Source organism: Daejeonella lutea (assembly GCF_900168015.1).
In the GTDB taxonomy this organism is placed as follows: Bacteria; Bacteroidota; Bacteroidia; order Sphingobacteriales; family Sphingobacteriaceae; genus Daejeonella; species Daejeonella lutea.
On record NZ_FUYR01000005.1, the window covers coordinates 32,671 to 47,769 of the forward strand.

16 protein-coding genes are annotated in these 15,099 nt (G+C 41.8%); 13 read left to right on the plus strand and 3 right to left on the minus strand.

All coding sequences use genetic code 11. The features are described from left to right. Window positions 1-255: 255 nt before the first annotated feature. The 7 genes from hisC (at window position 256) to B5X60_RS16170 (ending at window position 6,273) form a co-directional block, all read left to right on the plus strand. Window positions 256-1,311: a histidinol-phosphate transaminase gene (hisC, locus tag B5X60_RS16140; protein WP_079703770.1), complete on the plus strand. Its 1,056-nt coding sequence runs from the start codon at window positions 256-258 to the stop codon at window positions 1,309-1,311. Then, on the plus strand, window positions 1,308-2,399 hold the full coding sequence (gene hisB, locus B5X60_RS16145) for a bifunctional histidinol-phosphatase/imidazoleglycerol-phosphate dehydratase HisB (RefSeq protein ID WP_079703771.1): 1,092 nt from the start codon (window positions 1,308-1,310) through the stop codon (window positions 2,397-2,399). Before hisC ends, hisB begins: the two co-directional genes overlap by 4 nt. After that, window positions 2,396-2,989 (plus strand): imidazole glycerol phosphate synthase subunit HisH, encoded by a 594-nt coding sequence (gene hisH / locus B5X60_RS16150; RefSeq protein WP_079703772.1) that lies wholly within the window; start codon window positions 2,396-2,398, stop codon window positions 2,987-2,989. Before hisB ends, hisH begins: the two co-directional genes overlap by 4 nt. A 4-nt stretch (window positions 2,990-2,993) precedes the next feature. Next, a complete protein-coding gene (gene hisA, locus B5X60_RS16155; protein ID WP_079703773.1) occupies window positions 2,994-3,743 on the plus strand; it encodes a 1-(5-phosphoribosyl)-5-[(5-phosphoribosylamino)methylideneamino]imidazole-4-carboxamide isomerase in 750 nt (249 codons plus the stop codon). 11 nt (window positions 3,744-3,754) lie between these two features. Next, on the plus strand, window positions 3,755-4,561 hold the full coding sequence (gene hisF, locus B5X60_RS16160; protein ID WP_317043762.1) for an imidazole glycerol phosphate synthase subunit HisF: 807 nt from the start codon (window positions 3,755-3,757) through the stop codon (window positions 4,559-4,561). An 88-nt stretch (window positions 4,562-4,649) separates the two neighbouring features. Then, window positions 4,650-5,252 (plus strand): bifunctional phosphoribosyl-AMP cyclohydrolase/phosphoribosyl-ATP diphosphatase HisIE, encoded by a 603-nt coding sequence (gene hisIE / locus B5X60_RS16165; protein ID WP_079703774.1) that lies wholly within the window; start codon window positions 4,650-4,652, stop codon window positions 5,250-5,252. Between the two features lie 109 nt (window positions 5,253-5,361). Then, window positions 5,362-6,273, plus strand: a complete 912-nt coding sequence (locus tag B5X60_RS16170; RefSeq protein WP_079703775.1) for a WD40 repeat domain-containing protein — start codon at window positions 5,362-5,364, stop codon at window positions 6,271-6,273. A gap of 104 nt (window positions 6,274-6,377) precedes the next feature. Here B5X60_RS16170 and B5X60_RS16175 read toward each other — a convergent pair whose 3' ends face one another. After that, the gene (locus B5X60_RS16175) at window positions 6,378-7,160 is read right to left on the minus strand and encodes a C40 family peptidase (protein ID WP_079703776.1); all 783 of its coding nucleotides are present in this window, start codon (window positions 7,158-7,160) and stop codon (window positions 6,378-6,380) included. A 163-nt stretch (window positions 7,161-7,323) separates the two neighbouring features. Here B5X60_RS16175 and B5X60_RS16180 point away from each other — a divergent pair, with 163 nt between their 5' ends. After that, window positions 7,324-7,791: a universal stress protein gene (locus B5X60_RS16180; RefSeq protein ID WP_079703777.1), complete on the plus strand. Its 468-nt coding sequence runs from the start codon at window positions 7,324-7,326 to the stop codon at window positions 7,789-7,791. Window positions 7,792-7,956: 165 nt separating this feature from the next. Here B5X60_RS16180 and B5X60_RS16185 read toward each other — a convergent pair whose 3' ends face one another. Then, window positions 7,957-8,307, minus strand: coding sequence for a 4Fe-4S dicluster domain-containing protein (locus tag B5X60_RS16185; RefSeq protein ID WP_079703778.1), 351 nt, complete (start codon window positions 8,305-8,307; stop codon window positions 7,957-7,959). A gap of 99 nt (window positions 8,308-8,406) precedes the next feature. Between B5X60_RS16185 and B5X60_RS16190 the strand changes: the two genes are divergently transcribed. The 5 genes from B5X60_RS16190 (at window position 8,407) to dnaJ (ending at window position 12,509) form a co-directional block, all read left to right on the plus strand. Beyond that, window positions 8,407-9,432: an acyl-CoA reductase gene (locus B5X60_RS16190; RefSeq protein WP_170878481.1), complete on the plus strand. Its 1,026-nt coding sequence runs from the start codon at window positions 8,407-8,409 to the stop codon at window positions 9,430-9,432. 128 nt (window positions 9,433-9,560) lie between these two features. Further along, window positions 9,561-9,764 carry a fructose-6-phosphate aldolase gene (locus B5X60_RS16195; protein WP_079703779.1) on the plus strand — a complete coding sequence of 68 codons (204 nt, stop codon included), beginning with the start codon at window positions 9,561-9,563 and terminating at the stop codon, window positions 9,762-9,764. Between the two features lie 2 nt (window positions 9,765-9,766). Next, window positions 9,767-10,447: a cell division ATP-binding protein FtsE gene (locus tag B5X60_RS16200; RefSeq protein ID WP_079703780.1), complete on the plus strand. Its 681-nt coding sequence runs from the start codon at window positions 9,767-9,769 to the stop codon at window positions 10,445-10,447. 242 nt (window positions 10,448-10,689) lie between these two features. After that, window positions 10,690-11,277 (plus strand): nucleotide exchange factor GrpE, encoded by a 588-nt coding sequence (locus B5X60_RS16205; RefSeq protein ID WP_245803549.1) that lies wholly within the window; start codon window positions 10,690-10,692, stop codon window positions 11,275-11,277. 65 nt (window positions 11,278-11,342) lie between these two features. After that, the gene (dnaJ, locus tag B5X60_RS16210) at window positions 11,343-12,509 is read left to right on the plus strand and encodes a molecular chaperone DnaJ (protein ID WP_079703781.1); all 1,167 of its coding nucleotides are present in this window, start codon (window positions 11,343-11,345) and stop codon (window positions 12,507-12,509) included. Between the two features lie 81 nt (window positions 12,510-12,590). On the opposite strand, the gene B5X60_RS16215 is transcribed toward dnaJ, so the two are convergent. Beyond that, entirely contained in the window at window positions 12,591-15,026 is a 2,436-nt protein-coding gene (locus B5X60_RS16215) for a TonB-dependent receptor plug domain-containing protein (protein ID WP_079703782.1), read from the minus strand. Between the last annotated feature and the right edge of the window lie 73 nt (window positions 15,027-15,099).

Consider the following 15,099-nt stretch of genomic DNA (forward strand, 5'->3'; position numbering starts at 1 on the left):
ATAGGATGCATAGGATTATAGGATTCATAGGATGGCAAAGCGGAATAGGAATAGGATTAGTAGGATTATAGGATTCATAGGATGGCAAAGCGGAATAGGAATAGGATGCGTAGGATATCGGACAGGATTTATCGGATTATAGGATTTGTGTGGTTAAGAATCTAAAGAGTAATTCGAATGTTAGCACCCTCAGATCTTGATACTTGATACCTGATACCTGATACTTGATACCTGATACTTGATACATAAAAAGACATGTTCGATCTTCAACACATACTTAGAGAAAATATTAAAAACCTGGTCCCTTACTCGTCGGCAAGGGATGAGTTTAAGGGAGACGCGTCGGTTTACCTGGACGCAAATGAAAATAGCTTTGGTTCCCCTCTGAATACAAATTACAATCGTTACCCGGATCCGATGCAGTTTAAGGTAAAACAGAGGCTGAGCGAGATTAAGGGCGTACCTCCCCGTAATATATTCGTAGGAAACGGCAGCGACGAGGCTATAGATATTTTGTTCAGGGCATTTTGCCGCCCCGGATTGGATAATGTGATAACAGTCCCTCCTACATACGGAATGTACGAGGTATCAGCAAACATCAATGATATCGAAGTTCGTAAGGTTAGGTTAACCGCAGACTACCAACTGAATATCGAGGGCATAGCTGAAGCTATCGATGATAACACAAAGATCATCTTCATTTGCTCGCCCAACAATCCAACGGGCAACTCGATAAATCGGACAGATATAGAAACCATTCTGGCTAATTTCAACGGACTTGTAGTCATCGATGAGGCCTATATAAATTATTCCCGCCAGAAAACATTTATACAGGAGTTGACAGAATATTCAAACCTTGTAGTATTACACACCCTTTCAAAAGCGTGGGGACTTGCAGGATTGAGACTTGGGATGGCGTTTGCAAGCGAAGAGATCATCGAGGTGTTTAATAAAGTTAAACCTCCATATAACGTAAACGAGGCATCACAACAGCTTGCCCTGGAAGCACTACAGAATATTGAACAAATCAATGACTGGATCCGGCTTACCGTTTCGGAAAGAGAAAAACTTTCGAGCGATCTGAGAAATCTTGAAATAGTTCAGAAGATCTACCCATCCGATGCAAACTTTATCCTGGTTAAGACATTCGATGCAAAAGGTATCTACGATCATCTTGTAAGTAAAGGCATTATCGTTCGCGATCGTTCCAAAGTGGAACTTTGTGAAGGTTCATTGCGCATAACAATTGGCACCCCTGAAGAGAATCAAAGCCTAATTAATAATCTGAAAACTTTTTCTGTGCAGAAATGAAGAAAGTACTATTTATCGACCGCGACGGCACAATGATCGTGGAGCCACCAGTTGATATGCAGGTTGACAGTCTCGAGAAACTGGAGTTTTTGCCGTATGCCATATCATCGTTAAAAAAACTGCAGGATTTTGGTTATGAGCTCGTAATGGTTACAAACCAGGACGGGCGGGGAACAAACAGTTTTCCTGAGGAGGATTTTCAGAAGCCGCATCAAAAAATGCTTGACATCCTCAAAAATGAAGGTGTTAGCTTTTCTGAAATTTTTATTGACGATTCTTTTGCAGAAGATAATAGTCCCAACAGAAAGCCGAACACAGGCCTGCTTACAAGCTATCTCATTTCAAACCTTATCGACTTGCACAATTCTTACACCATTGGGGACAGGGCGACAGATGTGCAGCTTGCAAAAAATCTGGGCTGCAAAGCTATATTTTATGGTGAGCAAAACCCGGATGCTGTTCTGAACAGCAGAAACTGGCTTGATATCACCGCATTTCTTACAACAAAAGCAGTTCGTAAAGTCGACCTTGAAAGAAATACAAAGGAAACAAAAATTAAACTTTCACTTAACCTCGACGGAAACGGAGAACCTAATATAAACACTGGTTTGAAGTTTTATGATCATATGCTCGACCAACTGGCCAAGCATTCTGGAGTAGACTTGAGCCTGACCGTTGAAGGAGATCTTGAGATTGACGAACATCATACAATTGAAGACAGTGCAATCGCTCTCGGTAAAGCTTTTAAACAGGCTCTTGGGGATAAGCGTGGAATTGAACGTTATGGATTTCTGTTGCCAATGGACGAAGCTCTTGTACAATGTGCGATAGATTTTTCAGACAGGGCATATTTTATTTATGAAGGGAAGTTCAGCCGGGAATACGTAGGAGATTTCCCTACGGAAATGTTTGAACACTGGATGAAATCTTTTTCAGAGCATGCCGGGATGAATCTTAACTTAAAGATAATTGATGGTGATAATACCCATCACATGATTGAGGCAAGCTTCAAAGCTCTCGCCAAAAGCATCAAACAGGCAATAAAAGTAACAGGTACAGAACTGCCGACTACCAAAGGAGTGATATGATCGGTATCGTATACTACGGAGCAGGTAACATTTTTTCACTCACAGCGGCGCTCGACCGGCTTGGGCTGGAATACGGCATGATCCATACAGCCGAGGATTTTGATAAATTTGATCGTTTTATCATTCCGGGCGTCGGTCATGCGGGCTCGGCAATGAAAAAGCTTGAACAAACCGGGCTTGTGCCGGCTATTTTGAACCTCAGGAAACCCGTGCTCGGAATATGCGTCGGAATGCAATTGCTCACGGAGTTCTCGGAAGAGGGGAATTCAACGTTAACGGGTATCATACCGTTGAAAACCAGATTGTTTGATGAACATTTGAAGATCAAAATTCCCCATACCGGTTGGAACCGTGTCAGTGCACTTCCGGGCAACGTCCTTTTTGACGGAATATCACCGGGAGCTCATTTTTATTTTGTGCACTCTTATTTTATAGAATTTAATTCTAATTTTACGATTGCTTTGGCAGAATACGGAATAAAATTTTCTGCAGTTATTCAAAAAAATAACTTTTTTGGTGTACAGTTTCACCCCGAAAAATCCGGTCTGGCCGGTGAACAATTATTAAAAAATTTCTCACAATTAGCATAATCACATGTATATAATCCCAGCCATTGATATTTTAAACGGAAAGGTTGTTCGTCTTCGCGAAGGAGATTATGAGCAGGCTACTTTTTATGATGTTACCCTCGAGGAAATGATTGAGAAATATCAGTCAAACGGCACAGAGTTCATTCATATCATCGATTTAAATGGGGCAAAAGGTGACTTTAGCAACCAGAAATTTTTGTTTGACATCATCAATAAAACCGAAATAAAAGTTCAATATGGAGGTGGCGTCCGGAGTATCGATAAGGTGAAAGAGTTAATTGATTCGGGCATTCACAGAATTATTGTGGGAACACAGGCTCTGACTAACACAGACTTTTTGCCAGAACTCAGTAAAGAGATCTGTGGGAAATACAAGTCACAGGATCAAATTGTCGTGGCTATTGATGTACTTGATGAAGTCATAAAATATTCCGGATGGATGGAAAGCTCCCCAATAAAATTAATGGATTACGTCGATAAATGTCTCCATTTAGGGTTCTTCCGGTTTCTTTGTACCGATATCGATAAAGATGGAAAATTAGGAGGTGCGGGAGTTGAGTTATACAAAAAGCTTTTGGAACACTCACCATTTATCAAATTAATTGCTTCCGGCGGAATTAGCTCAATGGATGACATTGAGAAACTTCAGGAAATAAAAGTGGAGTCTTGTGTTGTAGGGAAAGCCATTTATGAAGGTCGTATCACGATCGAAGAAATCAAAGACTGGAACCTGAAAGCTTTGATCAGCTTTTAATTGATCAAGCATTGACTGCCCAAAAATCCCATATTTTAACAGGAAGTCTGGCATTGGATACCTGCCTGGCTAAACGAATTGTTCCCTGCCTCGACGTTAAAGATGGCCGCACCGTAAAAGGTGTAAATTTTGTTGCTTTACGCGATGCAGGAGATCCCGTGGAACTGGCATATCAGTATTCACAGCAGGGGGCAGATGAATTGGTATTCCTGGATATTACTGCTACCCATGAACGACGTAAAACTCTAGTGGACCTCGTAAAATCAGTAGCTACGCAAATTAATATCCCTTTCACAATTGGTGGTGGTATCAATGAGATTGCTGATGCTGATATCCTGTTAAACTCGGGAGCTGATAAAATTTCCATTAATTCAGCTGCAGTACGAAGTCCGGCTTTCATAGATGAGCTGGCACGGGCATTTGGAAAACAATTTGTTGTTGTGGCCATAGACACTAAGTTTATTGACGGCAAAAACTTTGTTCATTTAAACGGCGGCAGGATTAAAACGGACATTGAAACTGAACACTGGATCAGAGAAGCGGAAAACCGGGGTGCGGGAGAAATATTGCTTACCTCCATGGATCACGACGGCACTAAAGGAGGTTTCGATAACGGCCTGCTGAAGAAAGTGAACGACACCCTGGGAATTCCTTTGATTGCATCCGGAGGCGCTGGAAATGTGGAGCATTTTGTTGACCTTTTTCATAAGACCAATGTCGATGCTGCATTAGCCGCTTCTGTTTTTCATTACGGCGAAATTTTAATTCCGGATTTAAAGCAATTACTGAAGGAGAATAATATTGAAGTAAGAATTTAAAAATTGTTGCCGGTTGTCTGTTAGCAGTTACCAGGCAAATCGAATAGCCTTCCAGACTGACAACTGGCAACTCACAACTGATTAGAACATGAAGATTGATTTTGATAAAAGCAACGGACTCGTTCCGGTGATCATCCAGGACGAAAAAACCCTTGAGGTGTTGATGCTTGGCTATATGAATGAAGCTGCATATCAAAAAACTTCGTCGGAGAACAAAGTCACTTTCTTTTCGAGAACAAAAAACCGCCTATGGACCAAGGGTGAAGAGAGCGGCAATTTTTTGCACGTAATTTCAATCAAAGAAGATTGTGATAATGACACGCTTCTCATCAAAGTAAAACCGGAAGGGCCAACTTGCCATACCGGTTCCAGAAGCTGCTTTAATACGGAATACAATCAAAACTTCATTTTTGAACTTGAGAATATCATCCATGACCGATACACTAATCCAGTCGAAGGCTCCTATATAAACAAGCTTCGTGGAAAAGGTATCAACAAGATCGCTCAAAAGGTTGGGGAAGAAGGTGTAGAAACCGTTATAGCTGCCCTCAACGAAACAGAGCATGACTTCGTCAACGAGGTTTCCGATTTGGTTTTCCACCTGTTCGTACTTATGAAAGAAAAAAATGTTAACCTGGACACAATCGCAAAAAATCTTGCTGCGAGACACTCCGCAAAAGTTGACAGTTGAGAGTTGACAGTTGACAATTGAGAGTTGAGAATGGCGAGTGGCCTGCCTGCCTCCAGGGGTACAGCTTGTTCAGCTATTAAGATCGTGAACGTAATATCTAATTCATCCGATGATTGAAGTAAAGCTTTTAGCGACCTTTTCGGGCCATCAGAATCCAATATTCACCGCTGAAAATTCACAAAAACCCGAAATTTTATTTACGGCCGGAAATGATAAAGGTGTGGTGGAATGGAGTCTGAAAACCATGAGCTTTATAAAAGTCATGTTCCCTGTCAGTTCATCCGTGTACACCCTGCATTGCCCCTCTGGCCAGCCCTATTTGATAGCAGGCGAAAGAAACGGCCAGGTTAGTGTATTTGATTTTACAGAACAACGGGTAACGCAGGTCCTGCGTCATCACAAGCTTCCTGTATTTGACATTAAAACAGTGAGCGGTAAGGATGAGATGCTGGTAGCGTCCGAAGACGGGACCGTGTCCGTCTGGGATGTGCAAAGCTTGAAAATGCTTTACAACTTTAAAGTTTCATCAGATACAGTGCGTGTTATCAGTATAAGTCCCGACCAAAAGTCAGTCGCATTTGGGTGTAAAGACAACAAAGTCAGGATATATAAGCTTGAAGACTATAGCCTGGTAGCTGAGCTCAGTGAACATACACTTCCAGTTACATCCCTCCAATTCTCCCCTGATGGCAGGTTCCTGTTGTCGGGAAGCAGGGATGCTCAGCTCAAGATATGGGATACCACAGACTACAGGCTCACTCAAAATGTCGCCGCACATTTGTTTTCCATATATAGCATAGCATTTCATCCGGAGTTGCCCTTCGTTGCCACCGCAAGCAGAGACAAAAGCATAAAGATTTGGGATGCTGACAATTTTAACCTTAAAAAAACTATCAGTTTTGAGAAGGGCTACGAGATGCATCGACTTTCTGTCAATAAGATTATTTGGGATATGGAGAACAGGCTGATATCTGTCGGAGACGATAAATTAGTAAAGGTTTGGGACGTTTTGTGTGAGTGATACGTTATACGTATTACGTTATACGTTATACGTTATGGCTTCCGACTAATCACTATTTACCTATCCGATATGCAACGTAATACGTACAACGTAATACGTACAACTCAAATCCTTTTTATAATCCTCAATTTGTGCGTATATCTGCCTGATTCCTTGCTAAATATACCCTGATTATCGATCGAGTCAATCCTCACCCTGCCTGAAGCATGGATTATTTGTTCATTATCAAGCATAATTCCAACGTGAACGATCCTTCCCTCGTCGTTATCGAAGAAGGCCAGATCTCCAGCCTTACATTCCTGTAGGAACCCAACAAGCTCACCCTGCTCGGCCTGCTGATATGCATCTCGTTTAAGCTTTAAACCAAACTGCCTGAATACCATCTGTGTTAACCCGGAACAGTCTATACCAAACACAGACTTTCCTCCCCATAAATAAGGGGCATTCAGATAGAACATGGCAGCATCAGCCACGCCATTTCTGAACTTGTCCTTTGCCGGTTTAATGGTATCCCCTTCCAGCTTATATTTAGTGTCTCGCAAATAAAAAAACCTATCCAGGGCATTTGGGATATTAGACCCCGCAATTAAGTTCAGCTTTTCATTGCTTGCTGTCTTAGTTATCGTATGGCTAAGTGAAAGACCGAGAATTGTATGGAGATCATGGAGCGCGACAAATGCGGCATGCTCGATTTCTTCAAACTGTTTGCGATCAATCCATCCTTCGTAATCATCATGGGCAATTAATATGTGCAACCATTTGTCGGTTGTTTCCAAAATGGTGAAGTGGTCCCCAAATAATAATTGCGATGACATCTCACTTCTATCTGATGGTTCTGTCCGCACGGGCACCAAAGAGAGATTACATACACCAAATTGTTGATTCATAATTGCAAATAAACTGAATTTCAATTAATTTGAGACTTAAATTTAGAAATGTTAAGAATATAAAAAATTGCAGGATTAAATCATCTTCCGAAGTTATGGGATGATGGATATCGCTTGCATTAGTCACTAGAAACAGAAACCATTTACACTTGTTGTTAAATCTATGAAGAGCTCAGAGAATATAGAAAGAATTTTAATAGCTGTTGAAGACAGTCCTTATTCAGATCAGGCGATTCAGTATGGCATGATGCTGGCTAAGAAAATGGGTTCAAAAATTGCATTTGTTCATGCCGACGAGATTCCGGTAAATACCCCCTTTATTGCTGATCCCATGCTAAGCGAAACCCCGTTAATGATCCCTGAAATGATGGAAGTACAAGAGGAAGCCAGCAAAAGCCTTTTCAAAAGAATACAGGAGCAGTATGGAGACGATATAGAAATTTCGAAATACATCCGGGTAGGTCGCGCCCAGGATGAGATCCTTGCAGTTGCCGACGAGTATAAAGCCGACCTGATAATTTTAGGAACCCACGGCAGAACTGGCCTCGATCATTTTATCTCAGGGAGCGTTTCGGCAAGTGTTGCAAAAAGAGCGAAATGTCCGGTGCTGATTATTCCGAAGCGGGAGTAGCAAGTATCAGGTATCAAGAATCGAGATTCGAGGAAGATTAACTTACACATGAAATTTAGCTATGCAAGATACACCAGCCTTGATACTTGATTCTTGATACTTGATACATAAAAAAAAAGCGGCTACCTATAAAAAGTACCCGCTTTTCCGTTAAAAAAATATCGTCTACTCCGCGTGCAGCCATGCTTTTTTAGCAAGCAGTTCTTCACGGCTTTCGCGAATGTCTTCGTCATCGACACAACAATCAACCGGACACACAGCAGCACATTGAGGCTCGTCATGGAAGCCTACACACTCCGTACATTTATCCGGAACGATGTAATAAACCTCGTCTGAAATTGCAGCTTGAGTTTCGCCAGCGTCAAGAGTTGTTCCATCTCCAAAATCAATCACTCCACTCAGACCTGTGCCGTCTGAAAATCTCCAGGCAGCTCCGGCATCGTAAATTGCATTGTTCGGGCATTCTGGTTCACATGCCCCGCAGTTAATACACTCATCGGTGATTTTAATTGCCATCTCTATCTAAAATTCTATTTGTTAAACTATTTTTACACCCAAACCGGGTAATTGTTTTAAAACGACACAAATATAACATTATTTGAAGTATTTTTTTTGATGACTGAGATTTTGACAACCAAACAACGATTGGAGGCATTTGCGAAATTGGGCACGATTTTGAGCACGCCGGATCAGGAGTTAACGCTCCTGATAAATTCCGCACATCAATTTAATGCGTGGTTTACATCTGACAGTACTGCGAATGCTGTTAAAGCAATTGCAGCAATGCTGGACCGGGCAGACCTGGAGAAATGGATAGCTGACCCCGATAAATTCGACACGGTTGAACCCTATTCAGTAGGGTTAATTCTTGCTGGAAATATTCCGCTTGTTGGGTTTCATGACATCTTGTGTGTCCTCGTTACCGGGAATATAGCCTTGATTAAGCTGTCATCACAGGATACGAAAATGATACCCTATATTCTCACTAAATTAACTGAGATTGAGCCCGGGTTTAAGGATCAGATAAAGTACATTGATCGGCTGGTGGACTTTGATGCTGTCATAGCTACGGGAAGTAATAATACTTCCCGGTATTTTGAATATTACTTCAGCAAGGTGCCTCACGTTATCCGCAAAAACCGGAACAGCGTTGCTATTTTAAATGGGAATGAAAGTCCTGCTGAACTAAGCCAGCTCGGGCACGACATTTTTGACTACTTCGGCCTAGGTTGCAGAAACGTATCTAAGCTTTATGTTCCGAGGGGATATGATTTCAAACTTTTTTTTGAAGGAGTTGAAAGCTTTAAACCCATCATCGATCATCACAAGTATAATAACAATTACGACTATAATAAATCCATATTTCTTGTAAATCTGGATAAACATCTCGACAATGGCTTCCTCTTATTAAAAGAAGACGAGCGCATGGCTTCGCCGCTGGCAGTACTTTATTATCAGGAATATGACGACGTGCGTATGCTTGAAAAAGAACTCATAGACAAAGCCAATCATATTCAATGTGTGATATCATCTGATAATCTTAGCATCAAAACAATAGAACCAGGTGATAGTCAAACACCAAAGCTGTGGGATTATGCTGATGGTGTTGATACGATAGCTTTTTTGTGTAGTATTAAGTAACAGATATAAGGTATCAAGATTCGGAGCCGGTAAGCTTTTAATTTCATTGTGACCTTTTTATTCCTTTGATACACCTGTCTTGATACATAATACCTGATACTTGCTACTAATTCGTAACTTTGAACCTCATGTATGTAATAAAAGTTAAGGGTGTCGCCAAAATTCCTGATTACGTTCAGTTAAGGGATGAGAAATTTACTTTATTGGCGTATTTCAGACTGGACAGACCGGAAAAAGCCCTCGACAAGGCGGGTTTAGCTGAGCATGCATCATACATTTTGGATACGATAAAAGACCTCCCTTTCGGGCAAATAAAAAAATTAGACATCTGATTATGAGTGGTAATTCCGTAATTAAATTACAGGGCGTAGACGTGTACCAGCAGAAACACCTGGTGTTAAACAATGTTAATCTACACATTGATAAGGGAGAATTTGTATTCCTTATCGGTCAAACTGGTTCCGGGAAAAGCAGCTTGTTAAAAATAATTTATGGCGACCTGCATATTGGAAATGGTGAAGGACAGGTAGCGGGTTTTGACCTTAAAAAATTGGCGGAAAGAGATATTCCGTTCCTTAGAAGAAAGCTTGGTATTGTTTTCCAGGATTTTCAACTGCTAACCGACAGAACTATTGAACAGAATCTCGAGTTTGTGATGAAAGCAACCGGCTGGAAAGACAAAAAGCTTATCTCGGAGCGCATACGGGATGTTCTGGAAAAAGTAGGCTTGCGTTCTAAGATAAAAAAAATGCCGCATGAACTTTCAGGTGGCGAACAGCAGCGCGTCGTAATTGCCCGTGCTTTATTGAATGATCCGGAATTAATCCTTGCAGATGAACCAACCGGAAACCTCGACCCTGACACCTCAGAAGAAATTGTAACCTTATTGAAGCAGATCAGTCTTTCAGGTACGTCTGTACTGATGGCATCCCATGATTTTCACATCATTCGTAAGTTTCCGACAAGGATTATTAAATGTGAAGGCGGGCATGTGCATGAAGATGTGACGATATAGAACTAGTATCAGGTATCAGGTATCAGGTATCAAGTATCAGGTATCAAGTATCAGGTATCAAGTATCAGGTATCAGGTATCAAGACTAACGTACCCAGCGGTAAATCGTTTTTATTTACAAACTCCAAATCTTGCTACTTGATACTTGCTACGTGATACTCTATCTGACACTCTGACGCATTTCAGCTTTTGGCAAAAAAATTGTCATAGGCAGGTATGCGTCTTTCAGACATGTTGAATAAAATGAAGAAGAATAAAATGGAAGAGAATAAATTACCTGAGGATCAGGAGTTGAACGAATTAAATGAGGATAGTCTGGCTGAGGAAACTGTAGATCAGACAGATACAGAAAATACGGATGACACTAAAGAAGGCGCTTTATCTGAAGAAGAGAAACTAAAAGCCGAGGTTGCTGAATGGCAGAACAAACATCTGCGACTGTATGCGGAATTCGATAATTTCAAACGCCGGACTAGTAAAGAACGCCTGGAATTACTACAGATAGCAGGTAAGGACGTCATTGTAGACTTATTACCCGTTCTTGACGATTTTGAAAGAGCTCAGAAGTCGATGGAGACCGCTACTGATATCGATGCAGTGAAGGAGGGAGTTAAGCTTGTTCATCAGAAACTAAAAAGTACGCTTTCTAATAAAGGCTTGAAGGAAATGGATGCGAAAGGGAAAGAATTCGACGCTGATGTTCACGAAGGAATTACGAATATTCCAGCACCTTCTGACGATTTAAAGGGAAAAGTTATTGACGAGTTGGAGAAAGGTTATTATCTGAACGATAAAGTTATCCGCTTCGCGAAAGTTATAATTGGATCATAAAAACACAACTAGTTAAACCGGGGATTTAACAAGGTATGCCGGACTGGCATAACTGAAAAATAAAAATGGGGAAAAGAGATTACTACGATGTACTTGGCGTCACCCGCTCTTCTACGGCGGATGAGATTAAGAAGGCATATCGCAAAATGGCAATCAAATATCATCCGGATAAGAATCCTGGTGATAAGAAATCTGAAGATAACTTCAAGGAAGCCGCCGAAGCATACGAAGTTTTGAGCAACGCCGATAAAAAGAAGCGTTACGATCAGTTTGGTCATGCGGGAGGTGCTGCAAGTGCTAATGGCGGAGGCTATGGTGGCGGAAACATGAACATGGATGATATCTTCAGCCAGTTTGGAGATATCTTCGGTGGTGGCGGTGGAAGTCCTTTTGACAGTTTTTTTGGAGGGCAACAACAATCTCGGGGAGGCCGTCGTGTATCAAGAGGAAGTAATCTGAGGATCAAAGTCAAATTAACTCTGGAAGAGATCGCGAAAGGGGTTGAGAAGAAGGTTAAAGTTAATAAACAGATCATCTGTGAAACATGTGACGGTAGCGGCGCAAAAGACAAATCTTCATTCCATACCTGTCATACTTGTAACGGAAGCGGATCGGTACGCCGGGTTACCAACACCATTCTTGGCCAGATGCAGACTACCAGCACCTGCCCTACCTGTAATGGCGAAGGAAGTGAAATAACTGCAAAATGTACTGTTTGTCATGGCGACGGCCTGACAAGAGGAGAAGAAACGATTAATATTAATATTCCTGCTGGTGTGAGCGAGGGAATGCAGTTATCGATGAGCGGTAAAGGTAATTCAGCTCCACGGGGTGGTATTGCCGGAGACCTGATTATCCTGATCGAAGAATTGCCTCATGAATTGCTGAAACGAGAAGGTAATAATATTATCTATGATCTTCATGTCAGCTTTATTGACGCTGCCGTGGGATCAAGTGTTGAGGTTCCTACCATCGACGGTAAAGCAAAAATTAAGATAGAGCCTGGAACGCAAGGTGGAAAAATCCTTCGCTTGAAATCTAAGGGAGTACCGGAAGTTAATTCCTACCACCGCGGCGACCAGCTTATTTATGTTAATATCTGGACGCCAAAAGCATTGTCCAAAGACGAACGTGAAATGCTCGATAAACTAAAAGATTCTCCCAATTTCAAACCACAACCGGGTAAAAATGAAAAGAGCTTCTTTGATAAGATGAAGGAGTACTTTGAGTAACGAGAAGCGAGAGACGAGAAACGAGATGTGAGCTCTTTGGCAACGATTTAAAAGCCTGTCCTTAAAAAGGATGGGCTTTTTTTATTGAACGGTAAAGGTCTTTACACTTCTTCCTAATCTTCCTTTATAATCCAAACCTTCTACAACAACCCGATAAATACCAGGTCTATCAGCAGTGTAGAACTCAATAGGCTTGACCACTCCTTTGTCACTAAAGATGTCCGGATTCCAGTAAATTGTAGACCGGAAATCAGCTTTAGCTTTTTGTGTTTCAGGGGCAGCATAATCCGGCGAGTAAAAAGTACGTGAAACGGTATAGCCCTGGGGCAGGTATTTAATGATTCCTTGCGCGTCTGTCTGAACATTATTATTACTTATACCTGCATATCCCTTTGTTGTAACGATTAGTATCCCAGCTGCCGCTTTTCCACCATAAATAGCTGCACTTGCTCCGCCTTTTAACACTTCCACATAGGCAACATCCTGCATGTTCACCTGGCTAAGATCTGTGCCCATCGGCATACCGTCGACAAATAATTCCATTGCGGGTGGCCCTGATACCATTGTATTTCTGGCCAGGGATCCGGTGACAACACCTTTTTCACCGATGTGAAAATCGAAACCCAATACTTTTCCCTTTAGGGCAAATGCCAGATTCGGATCAGATAATTGCTCCGAGCGAAAGGTATAATCTGCCGGACTATTTCCCAGTTTACTGGAATTGGTAAGTGTTTTTGAATCTTTAACTCCTTTTACAACCACCTCATTAAGTACATTATTTCTTGTAATCAGGCCTTGCTTGAGAAGTTCAGCCAACTCCTCCTTGATATCTTTACCATAGGTCTGCACCAGGTCAGGTATTTCGTCTTTTCGGGAAGCAAAAAAAACATCATTTCCTACCGATTGACGGCTGACTTGATCTAGCTTGATCTGCACGTTTGCTTTTGATTTCTCTGTTCTTCCCTGCACTATAAATCTGGTACTGTCCGGGAACACCAGGTTATCAAAGTTGAACCATCCCTTTGAATTACTTACTGTATCCATTAACATCCCCCCATCCGGTGTGAAGGCGGTCACCTTCCCACCTGCTACCGGAGAACCACCACGGGATACTGTTCCCGAAATACTTATACCCTTCTCTGGAATTAATGACAGTTTTGGTTTATTTTTTGTCCAGTCAAGCCGGCGCCAACCCTGGGTCATGAGGAGGTTATCCAAATGCTTTTGTTTAAGTTTAACGGCTTCAGCGCCGCGAGTAAAATAATAGTTCGGCTGTTCAACGAAACCCTTCAGCTCTGATTTCACCAAAAGTTCGGAAAATATCGTGGTTTCATCATCCTCCTTAACACCTACTCTATCCATATCTGTAACTGCCACAGAAAAGCTCGCAATCGCCTGTGACTGATCCTCAAAAGTGGGTGCAATGTCCAATTTGACCTTTTCCCTTTTCGAATATGCATCTTTACCCGACTGCACTGAAATATTCAAATCACCATTCTTCCTTGTAAAAACCAGACGTTCGGCAACTGCCATGTCATTTTTGTCAAATAGCGTTAGCTGGGCGATACCAGTCTTTAATTCGCCCTTGGAGATAGCGACATCTGCGAACTGCCTTGTCATCTTAAACGATGATTGCAATATAGATCCATCATAAGTTTTAACGGCCACAGTTAGCTCCCTGTCGTCGATTGGAGCTGTTGGAGTAGCGGTTATTCTGATTAAGATTTTATCCTGAGGCTCCGTGTTTACGCTAATCACATATCCATCCTTCGCTGCCGATGGAATGGGGAAAGTCTTTTCCCCCTCGGGCAGAGACACGATAGCTTTGTACGATTGCCCCTCAAAAGGAGTTAGCAGAAATGACCCCATGCCAGCATGGTCGCTTTTAAATTCAGCTACTTTCGTTCCAAGGTTATCCATCACGTAGCCGGTCATATCTTTTCCAAGGCCGTTCGATGCCAGCGCTTTAAAAGCTACACGCGATCGCACCCCTTCTACCTGCTGGCCCCCTTCAGGAAAAAATTGAACTGTTACTGCCTGAGAACCAGACTGAGCTTTATTTTTAACTGTACCGCTTTTGAAGGAATTTACTATTACCAGGCTATGATCATAAAACGATTCCTCGCCGAAATTCCTCATCCACTGGGTATAGCCGCGTATACGATAGTTACCTTCACTGAGGGTATCCGGAAGTGCGATATCCCCCCATCCAAGGCCAGCTGACAAAGGGAGTTTAAGAGTTTTCTTGATCTGCTTTTCCTCGTTTATCAAATCAACATACAGGATTTTGCTTAACATCGACGGTTGGTTTGATCCGTCGACTACATAAGCCTTGAACCAAATATTCTGCCCCGCAGCGTAAAATGGCTTATCAAGATGGAGATAAACTTTCTCGGGTGGATAAAGGTCGTTAATGCTATCTGTTGATGCAATAAACTGCTCCAAACTTAGTTTTCGAGATTGCCCGAATCCGGCCAGAGAATAAAGAAGAAATAAAATTACCACAAAAGATTTCATAGGTGCTAAAGGGTTGAGCAATTGAATATACAAAATATTTTCAATCAGCCTTTTAGCAGCTTTTTACATTAAT

What these genes read in the sequence shown, in the direction of transcription:
- hisC (WP_079703770.1), top strand. Translation starts at nt 256, where the DNA reads ATGTTCGATCTTCAACACATACTTAGAGAAAATATTAAAAACCTGGTC.
- hisB (WP_079703771.1), top strand. Translation starts at nt 1,308, where the DNA reads ATGAAGAAAGTACTATTTATCGACCGCGACGGCACAATGATCGTGGAG.
- hisH (WP_079703772.1), top strand. Translation starts at nt 2,396, where the DNA reads ATGATCGGTATCGTATACTACGGAGCAGGTAACATTTTTTCACTCACA.
- hisA (WP_079703773.1), top strand. Translation starts at nt 2,994, where the DNA reads ATGTATATAATCCCAGCCATTGATATTTTAAACGGAAAGGTTGTTCGT.
- hisIE (WP_079703774.1), top strand. Translation starts at nt 4,650, where the DNA reads ATGAAGATTGATTTTGATAAAAGCAACGGACTCGTTCCGGTGATCATC.
- B5X60_RS16170 (WP_079703775.1), top strand. Translation starts at nt 5,362, where the DNA reads ATGATTGAAGTAAAGCTTTTAGCGACCTTTTCGGGCCATCAGAATCCA.
- B5X60_RS16175 (WP_079703776.1), bottom strand. Translation starts at nt 7,160, where the DNA reads ATGAATCAACAATTTGGTGTATGTAATCTCTCTTTGGTGCCCGTGCGG.
- B5X60_RS16180 (WP_079703777.1), top strand. Translation starts at nt 7,324, where the DNA reads ATGAAGAGCTCAGAGAATATAGAAAGAATTTTAATAGCTGTTGAAGAC.
- B5X60_RS16185 (WP_079703778.1), bottom strand. Translation starts at nt 8,307, where the DNA reads ATGGCAATTAAAATCACCGATGAGTGTATTAACTGCGGGGCATGTGAA.
- B5X60_RS16190 (WP_170878481.1), top strand. Translation starts at nt 8,407, where the DNA reads ATGACTGAGATTTTGACAACCAAACAACGATTGGAGGCATTTGCGAAA.
- B5X60_RS16195 (WP_079703779.1), top strand. Translation starts at nt 9,561, where the DNA reads ATGTATGTAATAAAAGTTAAGGGTGTCGCCAAAATTCCTGATTACGTT.
- B5X60_RS16200 (WP_079703780.1), top strand. Translation starts at nt 9,767, where the DNA reads ATGAGTGGTAATTCCGTAATTAAATTACAGGGCGTAGACGTGTACCAG.
- B5X60_RS16205 (WP_245803549.1), top strand. Translation starts at nt 10,690, where the DNA reads ATGAAGAAGAATAAAATGGAAGAGAATAAATTACCTGAGGATCAGGAG.
- dnaJ (WP_079703781.1), top strand. Translation starts at nt 11,343, where the DNA reads ATGGGGAAAAGAGATTACTACGATGTACTTGGCGTCACCCGCTCTTCT.
- B5X60_RS16215 (WP_079703782.1), bottom strand. Translation starts at nt 15,026, where the DNA reads ATGAAATCTTTTGTGGTAATTTTATTTCTTCTTTATTCTCTGGCCGGA.